This window comes from Sphingobacterium sp. LZ7M1, from assembly GCF_024296865.1.
Classification (GTDB): Bacteria; Bacteroidota; Bacteroidia; order Sphingobacteriales; family Sphingobacteriaceae; genus Sphingobacterium.
On record NZ_CP101134.1, the window covers coordinates 4,311,838 to 4,329,924 of the forward strand.

An 18,087-nucleotide genomic window follows, 5' to 3' on the forward strand; every position below is an offset into this window, starting at 1 on the left:
TAAGCCCTGCAAATTGCAGGGCTTATATCTTCCTATTTAATAATAATTAATTTTTTATTTTACTCAGCGATAGATGCTGAAGAAGTTGGGATCTGACGATTAACTTTCTTAACCAACCCCTGAAGCACCGTACCTGGTCCAACCTCTACAAAACTTTCAGCACCATCTGCTAACATGGTCTCTACAGATTGTGTCCAACGTACTGCACCAGTCAATTGAGCAATCAGGTTATCTTTAATTGCTGTAGGATCTTGGTAAGGCAATGCATCGTAGTTTTGATAAATAGGACAAACCGGAACTTGGATTTCAACATCCAAGATAGCAGCTTCCAATTCCTGTTTTGCTGCTTCCATCAATGGCGAGTGGAATGCACCACCTACGTTTAACTTTAAAGCACGTTTAGCACCTGCTTCCAATAGTTTTTCGCAAGCCTTGTCAACACCAGAAACAGATCCTGAAATAACCAATTGTCCTGGACAGTTATAATTTGCTGCAACGACGATATCATCAACTTGTTCACAAACCTCTTCTACAATTACATCGTCCAAACCTAAGATAGCAGCCATGGTTCCCGGTTCCAATTCTGTTGCTTTTTGCATTGCATTAGCACGCTTAGAAACCAATTTCAATCCATCTTCAAAAGATAGTGCTCCTGCAGAAACCAATGCAGAGAATTCACCTAAGGAGTGTCCTGCAACCATTGCTGGCTGAAAGCTATCGCCCAAGGCCTTAGCTAAAATCACAGAATGCAAAAAGATAGCTGGTTGGGTTACTTTAGTTTGTTTCAGATCCTCTTCAGTTCCATTGAACATGATGTCGGTGATACGGAAGCCTAAAATTTCATTGGCTTTTTCGAATAAAGCCTTTGAATCTTCGTTTGAGTCGTATAAGTCCTTACCCATGCCCACAAATTGTGCGCCTTGGCCAGGAAAAATATATGCTGTTTTCATATGCATTAGTTTAATTCAACAAAAATATACTTAATCTTCAGGTAGAAAAGAAAGAGATGAAAGATTTTCTTTACTGAAAACCTCATTTGCTATATCTAAAATCTCTTTGGAGCTTACCAAATCAATTTTTTCAAATACTTCAGGTAGGCCAACAACACGATCATAATCTAAGATGTTTTTTGCTTCTGCGATCAATAGGCTCATCCTATTTTCTTCTGCGAGTGCAATCTGCCCCTTAAATTTATTCTTCGCCTTTTCTAGTGCCTGTGCACTCAATGCCTGTTCCTTTAATTTAGTCAATTCCTTATAAATCAACTTTAAGGTCTTGTCTACTTTTTCAGCATCCGTACCGAAATAGATACTGAACAAGCCAGTGTCTGAATAAAGACTGTAGTTGGATTCAATGGTATAAGCAATCCCGTATTTTTCACGGATATTGAGGTTCAGGATATTGGACATCCCATAGCCCCCTAATAGATTGTTCAATAGCAAGAGGCCAGTTTTTCTGTCATCATGGATTCCAAAAGCTGGTCCACCTAATACTACATGGGCTTGATTGATGGGTCTTTCTTTTTCGATCAAAGCAACTTCGGGCTTTCGCATATCTTCAGCTGCATGAATCCATTGGTGATTATTTGGATTGCCAAAGCATTTATTGGCTATCTTGAGCACCTTTTTATCCGAGTAATTACCTGAAATGGCAATTACAATCTTGGAAGTGTCATAATGTTGGTCAATGAATCGCTTGATATCGTCTTGTTGAATAGCCTTTAAGTCCTCTTCAAGTCCGAGGATATTGTGGCCTAGTCCAGTGTCCTTGAAGACTTGATCTTCAAAATCATCCATAATGGACTCCTCAGGACTATCGAGATAGGATGCCATCTCATCCAAGATGACTTCTTTCTCCTTATCCATCTCCTCCTCCGGAAATACGGAGTGAAATAGGATGTCTTCGAATAGGTCCAATGCCCTCTCGAGATAAGGATTTAAAAAAGAGGCATGTATACAAGTATATTCCTTGGTCGTATATGCGTTTAAGTCGCCCCCAACAGACTCCAATCGGTTTAAGATCTGATTGGTGCTCCTACGTTCCGTACGCTTGAATAACAGGTGTTCAATAAAATGAGCCGTTCCAAACTTACCAAACTCCTCATGCCTAGATCCGACATCCACAATCAAACAAATATGCGTTATGGAAGAGGAATGAGGCTGAAACAAAACTCGCAACCCGTTGTCAAGTTGGAATATCTTATGATCCATATAGAAAAATTGAATGACAAAGGTATGGAATAGTATTGAGATGTGAGATGTGAGATATGAGAGGACGATAAAGCGGCAAAGCAGAATGAAAAATCATTATATATTAATAATCAAGGAAGTTTAAATTCCTTATTCAAAAAAAGGTCAGGGAAAATCCCTGACCTTATATGTTAGAAATAATCTTCAGACATGATTTTGAGTCCTTTTCTCAATTCTTATATCTCAATACTCAAATCTATTTTACTACATCCTAGGTCTTCTCATTCCTGGAGGCATGCCGTCGTTGTCGGTTGGTGCTACTCCGGAGAATTTTTGAAGCTTGAATGTGAATGTAAGCATGAAGTAACGACCTAGGCGGTTTGTTTGCCTGTCGATGGTCATGTTTTCTTGAACGGTCCTTGAAAGGTTGGTTTGCTCATTCAGTAAGTCGAATGCTTGGAAACGGATGGTTCCGCGTTGGCCCTTCAAAAGTCTTTGTTCGATGTAAGAATTGATGATAAATGGATTGGCATTTGTCAATGGTCCATATCCACTATTGAATGACTTGGAAAGGTCAGCACCAAATATGGTAGTAGGCGTGATGTTCACCGATCCTATCAAGGTAGGTGTCCAAGAAGAAACGTTATTGTTAAAATCACCAAGTGAGTTTCTCGTGTAGTTATACGAGTATCTTACTCCTGGGTTCAATTCAAAGTTTTCAGATGGATTGTATCTGAACATCAATCCTTGCATAAATACCCAGTTGTTGGAAATATTCTTCATCCCTTCGGTCGCACTCAATTCCCTAGCGGTATAGGAAATGTTCTTGTTATAGCTCACCCCTCCCATCAACATCAAGTTGTAGGTTTTTTCCTTCAGCGATTTTCCGAAGTGGTAAAATGAGTTTAGGTTATATACCGGATCTTCTTCATTCAGGTACCTAGTTTCGGAAATCAAACCACCTGTAGGATTGTTTTCGCGTTTTACGAAAGATACGATCTTATCTGAAGTCAAGTTACCATTAACCATCGCAAAGAAAGTGTTCCCTTTTTGGAAATCGCCTCCACGGAACCTCAACATCATCCTATGTCTGAATTCAGGATTCAGGTTCGGGTTACCATAAACGATGTTGGTAGAAGAGTTTCCGACCGCATAAGGAAGAATCTGATTGATATTAGGTTCTGTCGAAGACCCATTATAATTGATGCTCAGGTTCTTTTGTCTAGAGAACTTATATTCAAATCTTGCAATAGGCATCCAGTTCAGGTTTGAACGATCGATAATTGCATTATCTGCATCGCTGGAGGCCGTACCTTTTAATAGTGACGGCAGAACCGCAGCACCAATGGAGTATTTTACCTTATCGTTTTCAAAAGCATAATTTGCTCCAATTCTATGTGTGGTAAAAGAATAATCTTGATCGTAGTGATAATTAAGGATACGATCATCTAAATTAGGTAATGCATCACCTTCTTCATCAAAGGCATCCTGATTCTGTTTATTGTTATAATTGTTTTTATTGAAATCGTACTGGATTTCAATCTTTCCATGTTGGGATACTGGTTCTAGATATGATACACTAGCCCCTGCATTCCAACTTTTGTTGTTGACTTCACGGATAGTTTGTTCATAGATTTCAGCCATGCTGGTATTGGCGTTGTTAGGATCTTGTATTAAGCGATCCAATACGCCTTGGTAATCCTGGGTAGTAGCGGCATTGTCATAATTGAAGTTCATGAAGAAATTCCTTCCCCTATCATTTAATTTTCTATTATAAAGACCACTGATACCAAACCTAGGTGCATCCAAGCTTCCACTTTCTACCCTATTATCCCGGGTTTCCGTATTTTCTTGGAAATCAAACCAGTTACTAACAGAATTTGAGTTTGAAGTAGTTCCAGAAAACCCTACCTGAGGTGTTAATTTTATATAATCCTTGTCTGAGATATTCCATTCTAAATTAGCTTCAAAGCGATGGCTTGAAACAATATTATTTGCAGTGGAGTCAGAACTTTGCTCCAGGTTACCACCATCAGCACCCATGATATAGTTTGTCAAACTATTCGTCAATGTTGTATTATCATCCCGACCAAAAGAGTAGCTACCATATACTTTAAGCGTTTCAGAGAAGTCATGACGGATATTGACCCCGATGGATCCAACATCAGTTAGACCCGATGCGCCGCCAAACATTCCACCGCCACCGCCCGGTCGGCCACCACCACCTTGACGCATCCTTGCACCACCGCCAATGGTACGGAAGTCAAACAGGGACGCATTCACGTTGTTTAGGTTACCCAAGATTGAGACTTGAGTTTTATCGGTCATCCCCATCCACATACCTGTTGCTTGGTATCGATCTTCAGAACCGTACCCGGCACGAAGGGTTGTCATAAAGCCTTTATTATATTTAGGGTCAATTTGGATATTGATGATCTTTTCCGATTCACCAGATTTATTTCCGGTCACATTGGCCATGTCACCATAGTCATCTACAACCTGAATTTTTTCGATAATATTGGCCGGAAGGTTTTGGGTAGCGGTTTTGACGTCTCCACCGAAAAAGTCTTTCCCGTTGATCCTGACTTTGGTTACAGTTTCACCTTGGGCCGTTACGTTTCCGTCTTTGTCGACTTCAACCCCCTGTAATTTCTTAAGGGCGTCTTCAGCAACTGATCCTTCGCGGAGTTTGAGGTCTTTGGTAGAGTATTCTACGGTATCCCCCTTTACCTGAACAGTCAGTACGCCTTGGATCACCACCTCTTCGATCTGGTTTTCATTGACGGCCAATTCAAAGCTAGGGATTTGGATTTCCTTTTGCCCTTCAGGAAAGTCCACTTCCTTTTCAAAAGGTGAGAAGCCTAGGCTGCTTACCCTGATCTTAAATTTGGTGGCTTTAACATTTTCAAAGGTATAGAAACCAGCATTGGTAGAGCTAGTTGCTATGGTGTCAGATGCCGTTATCAACCGCACTGACGCTCCTGATATGGGTCTTGATTCGGTATCCCGAAGCATCCCAGATACGACACGGCCAGATTGACCGTATACGGTAATTCCCATTGCCATGAAGCATAAGCATATCAAGGCTTTCAATAATCTATCCATATATCAATTAAACTAATTCTAGTTCAGCGTCCCTAAGATCCAAGCATCTATCTTGGTCTTATACGGACTTTTAACCGTTGGGCTGTATCGACCGTACATCGATCCCCTGGGGTCAGGTCTGCTTTTGATAGTTTTCTGTAATATGGTAAATCTATTGTTAATCATGATTTGGATAGCAACTGGATCTTTAAGATCCTTGATACCAATTGATTGAATCGGAATTTTTGATTCATAAACCAAAACATCATTGTCCATCAATTTTGCTAGTGCCAGCACGCCATACGTGTTTTCGAATGACAGCCTACCATCTACAATCCGAGCAAAACCCTTCACGCCATACCCCCTGCTTCGCTTGATCAACTCTTCGCGAACATTCATATTCGGGAGGTTTTCATCGTTTACCATTGCTCTGACTGACTCGCTGTCTGGAATCGGAAAGATTAAAATGGCCCCATCTTTCTTTTTTCCTTCAGGGTTGATATTCACGATGATACCATTTCGAGCTGCTTCCTGTTGCAAGGCAAGGTTCTTGATTTGAACTGCGGTGTACAGATAGTTAGCGTCGTTTGTAACAGCAAAGCTCCAGCTGGAATCTTGACCTATTACAGATAGCTGATTTTCCCATTCCTTGAGGTCTCCGTCGACCTGGACTTGGAAAGTGGGTAAAATAGCATATCGGTCTTTTTTCTTCTGCGCCAACAAGTTTGAACTAGCAAAGATTAGAATGGCAATAATGATATTCCTTTTCATACAATTCAAGTAATCTTGTATTTACCAGCAGTATAAGAAAAAAATTTATATTCCCGAATACATAGCAAAGAAAAACACAAGAAGTGTAAATTAGTGTAAAACGAGGTTAATCACGGAGTTGTTACATTTCTTTGGGGTAGTATTTAGTATAAAGTATTTAGTATTTAGACTCTGGCTTCGGCCAGATTTTCAATGATTTTGACAAGTGTTTCTTATCTAATAAATAAGTGATCTATTGTAGACGGACCTATCTAAATACTAAATACTAACTACTAAATACTACCTTTACAGCATGAATTCAATTACTTTACTTTCAACTTTTCAGCGGGACTTTATTGAAGCGGGATGTGATGAGGCTGGCCGAGGTTGTTTGGCAGGGCCTGTATTTGCAGCGGCTGTGGTATTTCCGGCGGATTATTGTAATCCCGTATTGAATGATTCCAAGAAGCTCTCGGAGAAGAAACGCATGGAATTAAGGCCAATTATTGAGCAGGAAGCCTTGGCTTATGCCGTTGCGAGTGTTTCGGCTGAAGAGATTGATAAGATCAATATCCATAAAGCCTCTTATTTGGCGATGCACAAGGCTTTAGATATGCTTGCTGTGAAACCAGGTTTCCTGATCATTGATGGCAATAAATTTATTCCTTATCCCAATGTGCCTCATTCCTGTATAATAAAGGGTGATGGCAAGTACCTCTCCATTGCGGCAGCTTCGATCTTGGCAAAGACCTATCGCGATGAGTACATGGAAAACATTGCTGTTGATTATCCAGATTATGATTGGATGCAGAATAAAGGCTACCCGACCATAAAACATAGGCAAGCGGTCTTAAAGTTGGGGTTGACCCCTCACCATAGAAAAACCTTTAGGGTCACTGATCCGCAGTTGACCTTGTTTTAGGGGATATATTTTCCCTTTGCTATGGGAACACCAAGACTCCGCAGAGTAAGACTTAACACGCTGGCTGAGCATTCTAAGATAAAAGCAAAAAAAGGAGATTCTCTAATAAAGAATCTCCTTTTTTTATACGCTTAAGCCGTTTTATTTGGCTTTTTCTTTTCTATGTTTGATAGATAACCAAATTGCGAATCCTAGACCTAAAACAAGGGTAATGGATGCAATCAGTGAAATGATATTGCTGATTCGCATAGAATTTGGTGAAAAAACAAATTCTACTTTGTGGTTACCGCCTGGTAGGGATAAACCTCTCAATAGGTAATCAGTTCTGATGATAGGCACTTCTTCGCCATCAACGTAAGCTTTCCAGCCTTTGTCATAATAGATCTCAGAGAATACTGCAAAGACATTGTTCCCTGCCGAATATTCATATTTCAAGGTATCAGGATGGTAAGATGTCAATTTAATTTCAGCGTTATTTGGCTGACCAATGGATTTGTCCCCTAATTGGCCTTTCAATCCTTCGTTTACAATGGCCTCTTTTTTCGGATCAAAGGTACCCAAGGCATCCATCTCAGCTTGGTTGCTGTTGACAAATTTAACATTGTTCACAAACCAGGCATTTCCTAATGCAGAGCTTCTGCGTTGGATCCTATCTGAATTGTTGCTTTGATCTTTTGTGATGACATATCGTACATTCAACATGTCCAACACATCTTCATTAAAGTTGCCATTGAATTGATGTTCCAATAATTCTTGGAAGCGCATCAATTTGGCAGCATGGTATCCACCGATGCTCTTGTGGAAGTAAGAAGCACTGGCATCATTGAACGGACTTGTCGTCAGATCAAATACTCTATAAGAAAGGTCTTTGTCCAAATGTATCAATTGATCAACTTCTCTTTCAGGGATCGGTTTTTCATAGATACTCTTGTCTACAAAAGATTCTGTGTTTAAATACCTTTTATCTACTGACCAAAGATCTACTAGGGTAATAACGGCTACCGCAGCAATCAAGATTCCCGCATTAAGTTTTTTCTTAACGAAAAACCATACAAAGGCGAATGTCAACACCACAATAAAGAAAGAACGCCAAGCATCATTTGAAGCCATATCAGCACGGTCCTTCAACAATGAATTGGCCAATTCACTAGCTAAACTTGGGTCTTGAATATATTGTTGCAATGAGGCAACATAATCCTGATGGTTTGAAATACGTAGAGAAAGCAAACTAGGCATAACTGCAATAAGCAGACACAGCAAAGCAACGGCTCCACCAGAATATAATACTTTTTTATCTAGATCTTTGATTTCATTTCCACGAGTAATAATCTCGTTCAATCCCATGATTGCAAGAAGTGGGATCAATACCGAAGGGATAACCAAAATTGATTCTACAGCCCGGAATTTGTTGTACATTGGGAAGTAGTCAAAGAATAGATCGGATATAAATGGCAAGTGACGACCAAACGAAAGCAAAATAGTCAGCAAGGTTGCTGCTAAAATCCACCATTTTAATCGGTCTTTTACCACGAATAGCGCTAGGACAAATAAGAAAATTATGCCTGCACCAAAATACCAAGGTCCAGAGGTAAATTGTTTTTCACCCCAATAAGTAGGGAAAAGTCTATTTGCATACTGCAGAGCTTCTTCTTTGGATGCACCAATTTTCTGTAAGGTTTTAATGGTATTGGATTCTGGGGTTAATGTTCCTCCAGAACGGCCACCATAGGCATTTGGTATCAAAAAGGTAATATTTTCACCAATACCTTGGCTCCACGCATAGGCATATTCCTTATCTAGACCTGCGGCAGATTTACCAGAATCATCTGTTTTGCTGATGTTCGCTTTTCCGCGGATGGTTTCCTTGCTATATTCATAAGTTGGGAACAACACCGATGCATTGACCAAAACTGCGACAACAACCCCGATCAGCTGCAAACCTGTAGCTTTTAAGAAATTGTTCAATTTTTTGTCACGGATAGCGTAATATAACTCAAACCCAACCAATACCAATAAGGCAAGGAAAAGGTAATAGGTCATCTGGATGTGGTTTGCCCTGAGTTCAAGTGCCAAGAATAGGGCCAGTAGACTAGGTCCCCAAAACTTGCTGCCGCGATAGCAGAGGATAACCGAACCGATAATAGGCGCGAAATAAGCGATAGCATAGGCCTTATTGATGTGCCCAGCTTCGACATATATCATATTATAGGATGAAAACGCGAGTGCGACGGCACCAATGGCCGCGACCCAAGGCTTCATTCGCAATACAGCGAAGAGGAAATATCCACCTAGGAGGAACATGAGCAAGACATCCGCTGGCGGAGGAAATATAGCTCGAATAGCAGGTCCGATGTGGGTGGTGATATTATTGGCATGATCATACCAAATTTGGTAGGTTGGCATCCCTCCGAACATTGAATTAGTCCATAATGGAGTCGTACCGTCTTTTTCTCTATAATCAAAAATTTCTTTCTGACTACCACGAGCTTGCATCACGTCACTTTGTAGTAAGGTTTTGCCTTGCCATACTGGCGTAAAATAAAACACCACTAGAAGCAAGAAGATGCCTATAATGATTAAGTGATTCTGATTTTCCTTAAACCAAGTTTTCATCTAGTAATTAATAGGATTATTAATGATATAGCTCCAAAAATATAGAATAGAGTTGAGATTTGAGATAAGAGATATCAGAAAGTTGAAATAAAACAAAAGAAGCCTATAGGATTATTTGGCTTCTTCGATTGATTAATTTTGTCTGGAGCAAGGATTTAGTTAAAAGTTTATTTTAACCTTTCTGAATCAAATCTTTAATATTTGCCAGTTCACCAAATAGGACCAGAAGGTCGTTTTCCATTAATACGGTATCGGATTTTGCAATCCCTGAAGCCTCTTTGTTCACCCGAGTGGAACCATCCTTAGTGGTTTCATTTTCTACATGAACAGTCGTCAGGACAATAACCTTGTATTTATTGGTCAGATCGGCATCTTTTAAGGTCATTCCCACGTATTTGCTAGGAACTTTTGTTTCGATAATACTGTATTTTTCAGATATCTTAAAGGAGTCAACAATATCAATATTATCCAAACGCATCGCTAAACGCTCTGCGGCCTCTTCTTCCGGCATAATATATTCATCAATGTTCATGGCTTCCAGTACAGTCTTTTGTAAATCTGAAACTACCCGACCAATAATCCGTTTTACTTTCAGTTGTTTTAGAAGAGCCACTGTCATCAAACTTGCACCTTCTTCCTCACCGATCGCTACAATAACGGCATTACTTTCCCTTAAGGGCAATGAACTGACCGCATCACGGTCGGTACTGTCCAGACATACGGTATGGGTAATGCGGTCTTTGGTCTGTTCAACAATGCTCATGTTTTTATCAGCCGCGATTACTTCATGTCCTAGCTCGGTAAGGTGGATTGCCAAAGATCTCCCAAAATGCCCTAATCCTAATACTATATACTTCATATCTCTTAAAACAATACTTTTTCAGTTGGATAAATATAACTTTTGTTCTTTGTGTTTTTAATAAATGCAACCAATAAGGTTAGCATTCCTACCCTTCCTACAAACATGGTAAACATTAAAATAATCTTACTCGTCGCCGTTAAGGAAGAGGTTATTCCAAGGGATAAACCACAGGTTGTATATGCAGAAACGGATTCAAACAACAAAGGAATCATCTGTTGATTTGGATCTGAAAAATTCAATAAGATAAAGCTTAAGGTAATGGTCAGAACGGATAGCAGAATAATGGCAAAGGCTTTATTCACTGATTCAGATGCAATTTTGCGTTTATTGATTTCGATGGATTCTTTCCCTTTGGCAAGCGCCACAATATTCATCAAGGCGATGGCAATGGTCGTTACTTTTACTCCACCCCCTGTTGATCCTGGTGAAACTCCAATCCACATCAAGGTCACAAACATGATCAATGTGGGAATATTGATAAAGTTTAAGTCCACACTATTAAATCCAGCTGAGCGGGTAGAGTTCGCCATGAAAATGGAAGTTACCCATTTTCCAAAAGAGGATTTATCCGCCATCAGACTATGATTTTGTTCCAGAATAAAGAAAGAAAGTGTAGCCAAAAGAATAACTGTGACATTACAGACTACAATAAACCTGGAATTGAATGAAAAAACCTGCGGTTTATATCGATAACTTTTCTTCTGTATCAATCTACGGACCATAGATTTCACTTTTTCCTGAACCCAAGTATATAGGTTAAATATGGTTCCAAAACCGAAACCTCCTAAAATAAACATGGATGCTACCGCCAATTGAAAATTATAGTTGAACCGGTATTCATCGCTGGTTACCCCATCTTTAATAATGGTAAAACCTGCATTACAGAATCCTGAAATGGCATGAAAGCAAGAAAAGAAAATCATCTCTCCAACCGAGTCAAAATATTTAGCTTCTAATGAGGCAAAAATCATAATGGCACCGATCAGTTCGAAAAGAAGAGTGATAAAGATGATGGTCAGTAGAGTGGAGATTACAGAATTCAGTTTGTTTTCGCCTAAGATCTCTCCGAACATCAATTGATTTTTGAAGGAAAAACCTCCTGAAAAGAAATACCCAAAGAATCCCGTAAAGGTCATGATCCCTAATCCACCTACTTGGATCAAGGCCATAATGACGGATTGCCCAAAAAGAGAAAAATTGGTCGAAATATCCGTTGTGGAAAGCCCTGTGATACAGACGGCGCTTGTGGCCATAAAAAAAGCGTCGACAAAACTTAATGGCGCTTCCAGTGTCGTACGAGGCAGCATCAACAGAAACGCACCTAGAATAATCAATCCCAAGAAACTGATGACAAATAATATGGTCGGATTGAAGTAGAAATTATCAAAGAAAAGGCTGTTTTTCGAAAGTTCTGAGAGGAATATAATGGCAATCCCAAGATATAACCATTCGTCTTTTGCAAAAGTAGATAAGAAACCACCTGTAATCCTCGAAATCGTTATTAACAGGAAATAGGCACTGACCAATACCCCTGTATAGTGCGACACATTAATTCGCCGTGCTACGAGTATTGATGAGGCAGTTCGAATGATCTCAAAAAGAAAAAGACCATAATATAGAGCTACAACTGCATCCTCGGTAATTACTGCAACCTCCGGATCCGTAATGTAACCTACATGCACAACCATGGTTACAGCACTGATCAAACTGACATAAAAAACAATCTGATCTACGGTTTTCTTTTTATAACGAAATATATATTTTAGGAAGCTAAATATCGAATCCATCAAGTTACAAACATAGCAATATCTTCATTAATGAACGGCTCATAAAAAAAGCTTTCACGTGAAACTAATTTTTCTTTTCTTCTTTTTCTTTATCTTTCTTTTTAAACAATCCTTTGATGAAATTGCCTGTTCGCTTGACTACACCCTTGGTTTCATCAACGACATCTTTACCTTTTTCAGCGGCTCCCATCAGTTTTGCCTCTCGCTCTTTGCTGATTCCCGCACATTGTTTGATCCCATCCAGAAGACTCTGCCATAACGTTTTGAAAAAAGTATGTTCTGGAACACGCTTATAATTTACCTTGCCAATATGGTATTTTTCATTGGCATCAGGATTACTGTCATTGATCAGGATGTTGTTGACCACAAAAGATAATACCCCTTTCTTGGTTTTACTCATGCCTGGGTCGATTGCGTTCATCAGGTTTAGTTTTAGATGGTCATAATCAAATCTAAAATCTCCCCAATTTCTATAGTCGTTGGCCTGATAATTAAAACTGATGCTTCTAATATTTCCTGAGGCTATTTCAGCATTTAGCAGAGGAGTCAAGATTTTATTGAAAGCTGGAGCTTGCATTCTACCTAAAGAACCTTTATAGGTATGATAGCCATCTTTACTCAGCATGTCAAAGCCAAACTGGATTTTTAACAGACCGGCGTTCATGATCCTTGCCTGCAGATCCGCCCGCATAAATTTATTTTTCGCCAACAACGTACTGTCATTGGTGACATTTGTCAATGTTCCTTTGGCATGATTAAAGGTAATTACACCTTCTTTATTGTATTTCGCAGAATGTTCACCATAAAGTACGTCTACATTATCTACAAATACGGTATCAATCCTAATGAGCTGCTTAACTTTCATTAATTGCTGCTGAGGTGATTTCCCTATCTTGGAGATACTCTTTTTAGGATACCTCTTATCATTATATAAGGAAACGGATCCGTTTTTAATCTGTACATGTTGCGCAATGGTCTGCTGGTTGTCAATCAGTTCCTTGAAGTCTAATTTTTCGAAACGAAGGGTGTCAAACTTCATGACCGCCATGGTTATGTTTTCATTTCTGGTCTTAAAATATGCTGCCTTGCTCATTTTTGGAGCATACTCAACTTTGGTCAACAATACATTTTGATCCTGAGTATTCATGATCAAATGATCAAATTTGGCCTTGTATATGCCGTTGGAGAGTTCATATTCAAACTTGGGCACTTCAACCTCGACCATCTTGGTGTAAAAAAGGCGGGTCGTATCATGTATAGAAGCCTGATCTACCAAAATATCATGCACCTTGATGCCTATGCTATCCAAGACGATATCGCTGGATTTGCCTTCTTCAATTTTCGAGAACTTAAATCTTACATTATCAATGTTTATATCCCGAACATTTATTGAACTAAAAACATCTTTGATATTATCATATAGCGTTTTGGGCTGTTTAGGCTGAATGGTGTCATTATAGGCATGACGTTCGGAAATCATATGTATATCAGGGGAATCAAAATTGATTTCCTTGATATACAGCTTCCTGTTCTTGATTACATCCCAGATATTGAATCTGCGGACCTTTAAGGCTGAAAGTTTGATATGATAGCGGCTATTAGGCGCCTCTTTAGTGAGTACCATTTTCCGATAGATAGCAGAATCAGGAATCAATTCTGCATTTTTTAAGGTGACATTTCCGAGAGCCACATTGAGGTCCAAATCATCATATTTCAATGAATAAAGACCATTTGTAGCTTTAGAAACTGTTTCCTTGAGTTTTTCTTCTACAATAGGTTTCCAATTTCGGCTATAATACCAGCCAATTCCCAAAATAGCCAAAATTAAGACGGCTATAATCCCAATAATCCATTTCCAAATAGGTTTCATAAAATTCAAAAAAACGGTTTATCCCCAGCTTGTGTTATTTCCTAACAACAATATAGCCAATATGTTTATTTACTGGAGAAAATATTTAAATAGAATTAAATCAACTAACTGAAAAAGAACAAAATAACTACAAATCTTCAGGAAAATTTTGAAGGAATTAATTCCTGTTGTTTTCGTTATTGTAGATACTCAGATAGCTATCGTAGCGTGAGGGTTCAATTTCACCATTTTCCAATGCGTCCAAAACAGCACATCCCGGCTCATTGATATGTCTACAATTATGGAATTTACATTGATTAAGGAGGTTTCGCATTTCAGGGAAATAATGTGAAAGTTCTTGGGGCTCGATATCCACGATTCCCAATTCTCGAATCCCCGGAGTATCGATAAGCTTCCCACCGAACGGAAGATCGATCATCTCTGCGAAGGTAGTTGTATGCTTTCCTTTATCAGACCAGTCGGAAATATTACCGGTTTTAAGATCGGCTCCTGGAATAATGGCATTGATCAAAGTAGATTTTCCAACGCCTGAGTGACCAGAAATGAGGGTAATCTTGTCTTTTAAAACTTCATTCAGTTCTTCTATATTTTCCTTTTCCAATGCGGATACGGTATAACATGGGTAACCCAAGTTTTCATAAATGGCCATGTATTCTGCCAAGATCTCAAGGCCCTCTTCAGAAAAAAGGTCCAATTTGTTGAATACAAGTGCCGCTGGAATCCCATAAGCTTCGGCTGTTACCAGAAATCTATCGATAAAGCCAGTAGATGTAGGTGGCGAGGCCAAAGTAACCACCAAGAGTGCTAGATCTAGATTTGCACCAATAATTTGAGTTTGTTTGGAAAGGTTTACTGATCTACGAATGATATAGTTTTTCCTCGGTTCAAGTTTAGTGATAACTGCGCTTTGTTGGCCATGCTCAATTTCAAACTCCACCCTATCCCCCACAGCAATGGGGTTAGTTGTTTTAATACCTTGGGTTCTGAATATTCCTTTTATCCGACATTCATATCTTTTTCCATCATCATCCAAAACTTGGTACCAACTACCGGTAGATTTTGTTACAAGTCCGCGCATATCAATTTTCCATGTTATTTAAAAATACAAGCAATTCCCGCAAAAATGGAAAAAAATAATTAATCTTTGCGTCTATTTGAATTTGTTAACTTTGTTATACAGGTAAAAAAACGAAGAATTTGAAAAAGTTATTTCTTTTAGACGGGATGGCATTAATTTACCGTGCATACTTCGCACTAAGTAAAACACCTCGCATTACATCATACGGACTGAACACAGGGGCAATTATGGGTTTCACCAATACTTTGCTCGATGTTTTAAATAATCAGAAACCTAGTCATATTGCTGTTGTATTCGATACTGCAGCACCAACCAATAGACATTTAGAGTTTGAGGCATACAAGGCTCAACGGGAAAAAATGCCCGAGGATCTTGCCGCTTCCATTCCTTATATATATCGCTTGATCGAAGGGTTCAATATCCCAATCATTACCATGGATGGTTTTGAGGCCGACGACATCATTGGGACTTTAGCGAAAAAGGGTGAAAAGAAGGATTTTAAGGTCTATTGCATGACTCCTGACAAGGATTTTGGCCAATTGGTATCGGACAATATTTTCATCTATAAACCTGCCCGTATGGGTAATGGCGCTGAAACTTTAGGTGTTCCTGAAATTTTGGAGAAATGGGAAATAAACAATGTCCATGAAGTCATCGATATTTTAGGTTTATGGGGTGATGCTGTTGACAACATTCCAGGGATTCCGGGGATTGGAGAGAAAACCGCTAAAAAATTAATCCAAGAATTTGGATCTATCGAAAGCCTGATCCAAAACACAGATAAACTGAAAGGCAAACTGAAAGAAAATGTAGAAAACTTTTCGGAACAGGGATTGATTTCTAAAAAGCTTGCTACCATTTTACTGGATGTTCCTGTAGAATTGGACGAAAAAGCATTGGAATTAGAGAAACCTAATAAAGATCTGTTAGAGCCTTTGTTTGTTGAATTGGAGTTCCGGACTTTAGGAAAAAGAGTTTTTGGAGAGGATTTCAGCATGGTTGAAAATTCGGCACCAAAAGCTGGGCAAATGGATCTTTTTGCAGTCCATAATGATGCAAACTTAGAAGGATCAAAGAGCAATCAACCTGCGGAAGTTGTCGAAAACCCAGTTTTTACAAACATTCAAAATACTGCACACCAATATATACTTGTTGACAGCGAAGAAAAACAAAAAGAACTTGCACTGCAATTAGCCAAAGAGGCATCCTTCTGTTTTGATACGGAAACAACCGGTTTGGATGCTCTACAAGCGGAATTGGTTGGAATTTCATTTAGTACCAAGGCTTTTGAAGGTTATTATATACCAGTTAGTGCAGATCAAGATGAAGCGCAAAAAACAGTGAATATTTTCAAAGAGATATTTGAAAATGAAGGCATTAAGAAAATTGGTCAAAATCTAAAATATGACATCCTTCTTCTATCCAGATATGATATTGATGTTAAAGGTGAGTTTTTTGACACTATGCTTGCCCATTACCTCATTGATCCTGACACTCGCCATAACATGGATTACCTTTCAGAGACTTATTTAAACTATACTCCAGTTTCTATTACCGATTTAATCGGGGGTAAAGGGAAAAATCAGGGAAATATGCGGGATGTTGATGTCGAGCTGGTGAAACAGTATGCTTCTGAAGATGCTGACATTACCTTACAATTAAAAAACAAGCTTGCTCCTCTTCTTGAGGAAACTTCCACTATAGATTTAGCTCAAAAGGTTGAATTTCCATTATTAAAAGTGTTGGCAGATGTGGAAAGAAATGGAGTAAAAGTGGATGTAGATACCTTGAAGCAGTTTTCAAAAGAAATAGAAAAAGATGTAAAGGTATTAGAGCAACAGATTTATGAAAAAGCAGGTGTTACCTTTAATATCGCCTCTCCAAAACAACTTGGAGAAGTTCTATTTGACAAACTTCAACTAGATCCGAAAGCTAAAAAAACAAAAACAGGTCAATACAAAACCGGTGAAGACGTTCTTTTGGCTTTGGCAAACAAATCTGACATCGTACAGGATATTTTAGATTTTAGACAGCTTCAGAAGTTGAAATCCACTTATGTTGATGCCCTTCCAAATCTGATCAATCCCAATACAGGATTAATACATACTTCCTACAATCAGGCTGTGGCTGCCACTGGAAGATTGAGTTCTACAAATCCAAACTTACAGAATATCCCAATCCGTACGGAAAGAGGAAGGGAAGTGAGAAAAGCCTTTATCAGCCGAAATGAAGACTGGACATTGCTTTCTGCCGATTATTCTCAGATTGAGCTAAGGATTATGGCGGAATTAAGTCAAGATGTTAATATGTTGGAGGCCTTTAAACAAGGATTAGACATTCACAAGGCAACTGCTGCTCGCGTTTATTCGGTGTCATTGGAGGAAGTTAATTCTGATATGAGGAGAAATGCTAAGGCTGTAAACTTTGGGATTATTTATGGACAATCTGCATTTGGTCTGTCACAAAATTTGGGAATCAGTCGCAAAGAAGCTGCAGAAATCATTGACCAGTACTTCACTCAATATACAGGTATTCGAAAATATATGGGCGAAGTAATTGAATTTGCAAAGGAAAATGGATATGTGGAAACTATATTGAAAAGAAGGCGTTATCTAAGGGATATCAATTCTGCAAATATGACCGTTAGAGGATTCGCAGAGCGAAATGCCATCAATGCTCCAATACAGGGTTCTGCAGCAGATTTGATTAAAATAGCCATGATAAATATCCAAAAAGATATTGCAGAAAGAGGATTGGAAGGCAAGATGATCATGCAGGTACATGATGAGCTTGTATTCGATGTTCCCAATCATGAAATCAATGAATTTAAATCCATCATTGAAAATAGGATGAAAAACGCTATTGAGATGCAAGTTCCAATTGAAATAGAGATTGGTGAAGGAAGAAATTGGTTAGAAGCACATTAAACAAA

General features: G+C 38.9%; 11 protein-coding genes. 2 read left to right on the forward strand and 9 right to left on the reverse strand.

All coding sequences use genetic code 11. The annotated features are described in order from the left end of the window. Window positions 1-59: 59 nt before the first annotated feature. From fabD to NMK93_RS18475, 4 genes are all read right to left on the reverse strand, one after another. Window positions 60-950, reverse strand: coding sequence for an ACP S-malonyltransferase (fabD, locus tag NMK93_RS18460; RefSeq protein ID WP_185213234.1), 891 nt, complete (start codon window positions 948-950; stop codon window positions 60-62). Window positions 951-980: 30 nt separating this feature from the next. After that, window positions 981-2,210 carry a pitrilysin family protein gene (locus NMK93_RS18465; protein WP_254530267.1) on the reverse strand — a complete coding sequence of 410 codons (1,230 nt, stop codon included), beginning with the start codon at window positions 2,208-2,210 and terminating at the stop codon, window positions 981-983. Window positions 2,211-2,453: 243 nt separating this feature from the next. Beyond that, window positions 2,454-5,294 (reverse strand): outer membrane beta-barrel protein, encoded by a 2,841-nt coding sequence (locus NMK93_RS18470; protein WP_254530265.1) that lies wholly within the window; start codon window positions 5,292-5,294, stop codon window positions 2,454-2,456. 18 nt (window positions 5,295-5,312) lie between these two features. After that, window positions 5,313-6,044: a hypothetical protein gene (locus NMK93_RS18475; protein ID WP_185213237.1), complete on the reverse strand. Its 732-nt coding sequence runs from the start codon at window positions 6,042-6,044 to the stop codon at window positions 5,313-5,315. Between the two features lie 292 nt (window positions 6,045-6,336). Between NMK93_RS18475 and NMK93_RS18480 the strand changes: the two genes are divergently transcribed. Further along, a complete protein-coding gene (locus tag NMK93_RS18480) occupies window positions 6,337-6,945 on the forward strand; it encodes a ribonuclease HII (protein ID WP_254530263.1) in 609 nt (202 codons plus the stop codon). A 141-nt stretch (window positions 6,946-7,086) separates the two neighbouring features. Here the strand turns inward: NMK93_RS18480 and NMK93_RS18485 are convergent, their stop codons facing one another. The 5 genes from NMK93_RS18485 to rsgA form a co-directional block, all read right to left on the reverse strand. Continuing rightward, window positions 7,087-9,558, reverse strand: a complete 2,472-nt coding sequence (locus tag NMK93_RS18485) for a YfhO family protein (RefSeq protein WP_254530261.1) — start codon at window positions 9,556-9,558, stop codon at window positions 7,087-7,089. 172 nt (window positions 9,559-9,730) lie between these two features. Beyond that, the gene (locus NMK93_RS18490) at window positions 9,731-10,417 is read right to left on the reverse strand and encodes a TrkA family potassium uptake protein (RefSeq protein ID WP_185213240.1); all 687 of its coding nucleotides are present in this window, start codon (window positions 10,415-10,417) and stop codon (window positions 9,731-9,733) included. A 5-nt stretch (window positions 10,418-10,422) separates the two neighbouring features. Next, window positions 10,423-12,207 carry a TrkH family potassium uptake protein gene (locus tag NMK93_RS18495; RefSeq protein ID WP_254530259.1) on the reverse strand — a complete coding sequence of 595 codons (1,785 nt, stop codon included), beginning with the start codon at window positions 12,205-12,207 and terminating at the stop codon, window positions 10,423-10,425. A 64-nt stretch (window positions 12,208-12,271) separates the two neighbouring features. Then, a complete protein-coding gene (locus NMK93_RS18500; protein WP_254530256.1) occupies window positions 12,272-14,077 on the reverse strand; it encodes a hypothetical protein in 1,806 nt (601 codons plus the stop codon). A 157-nt stretch (window positions 14,078-14,234) separates the two neighbouring features. Continuing rightward, complete coding sequence (rsgA, locus tag NMK93_RS18505; protein WP_254530254.1) at window positions 14,235-15,155, reverse strand: ribosome small subunit-dependent GTPase A; 921 nt, start codon at window positions 15,153-15,155, stop codon at window positions 14,235-14,237. 119 nt (window positions 15,156-15,274) lie between these two features. Between rsgA and polA the strand changes: the two genes are divergently transcribed. Beyond that, window positions 15,275-18,082, forward strand: a complete 2,808-nt coding sequence (gene polA, locus NMK93_RS18510; protein ID WP_254530252.1) for a DNA polymerase I — start codon at window positions 15,275-15,277, stop codon at window positions 18,080-18,082. Window positions 18,083-18,087 lie beyond the last annotated feature (5 nt).

Excerpts from the sequence above, each read along its gene's own strand:
- NMK93_RS18470 (WP_254530265.1), bottom strand. The coding sequence starts at position 5,294 with ATGGATAGATTATTGAAAGCCTTGATATGCTTATGCTTCATGGCAATG.
- NMK93_RS18500 (WP_254530256.1), bottom strand. The coding sequence starts at position 14,077 with ATGAAACCTATTTGGAAATGGATTATTGGGATTATAGCCGTCTTAATT.
- NMK93_RS18490 (WP_185213240.1), bottom strand. The coding sequence starts at position 10,417 with ATGAAGTATATAGTATTAGGATTAGGGCATTTTGGGAGATCTTTGGCA.
- rsgA (WP_254530254.1), bottom strand. The coding sequence starts at position 15,155 with ATGCGCGGACTTGTAACAAAATCTACCGGTAGTTGGTACCAAGTTTTG.
- NMK93_RS18485 (WP_254530261.1), bottom strand. The coding sequence starts at position 9,558 with ATGAAAACTTGGTTTAAGGAAAATCAGAATCACTTAATCATTATAGGC.
- NMK93_RS18495 (WP_254530259.1), bottom strand. The coding sequence starts at position 12,207 with ATGGATTCGATATTTAGCTTCCTAAAATATATATTTCGTTATAAAAAG.
- fabD (WP_185213234.1), bottom strand. The coding sequence starts at position 950 with ATGAAAACAGCATATATTTTTCCTGGCCAAGGCGCACAATTTGTGGGC.
- NMK93_RS18475 (WP_185213237.1), bottom strand. The coding sequence starts at position 6,044 with ATGAAAAGGAATATCATTATTGCCATTCTAATCTTTGCTAGTTCAAAC.
- NMK93_RS18465 (WP_254530267.1), bottom strand. The coding sequence starts at position 2,210 with ATGGATCATAAGATATTCCAACTTGACAACGGGTTGCGAGTTTTGTTT.
- NMK93_RS18480 (WP_254530263.1), top strand. The coding sequence starts at position 6,337 with ATGAATTCAATTACTTTACTTTCAACTTTTCAGCGGGACTTTATTGAA.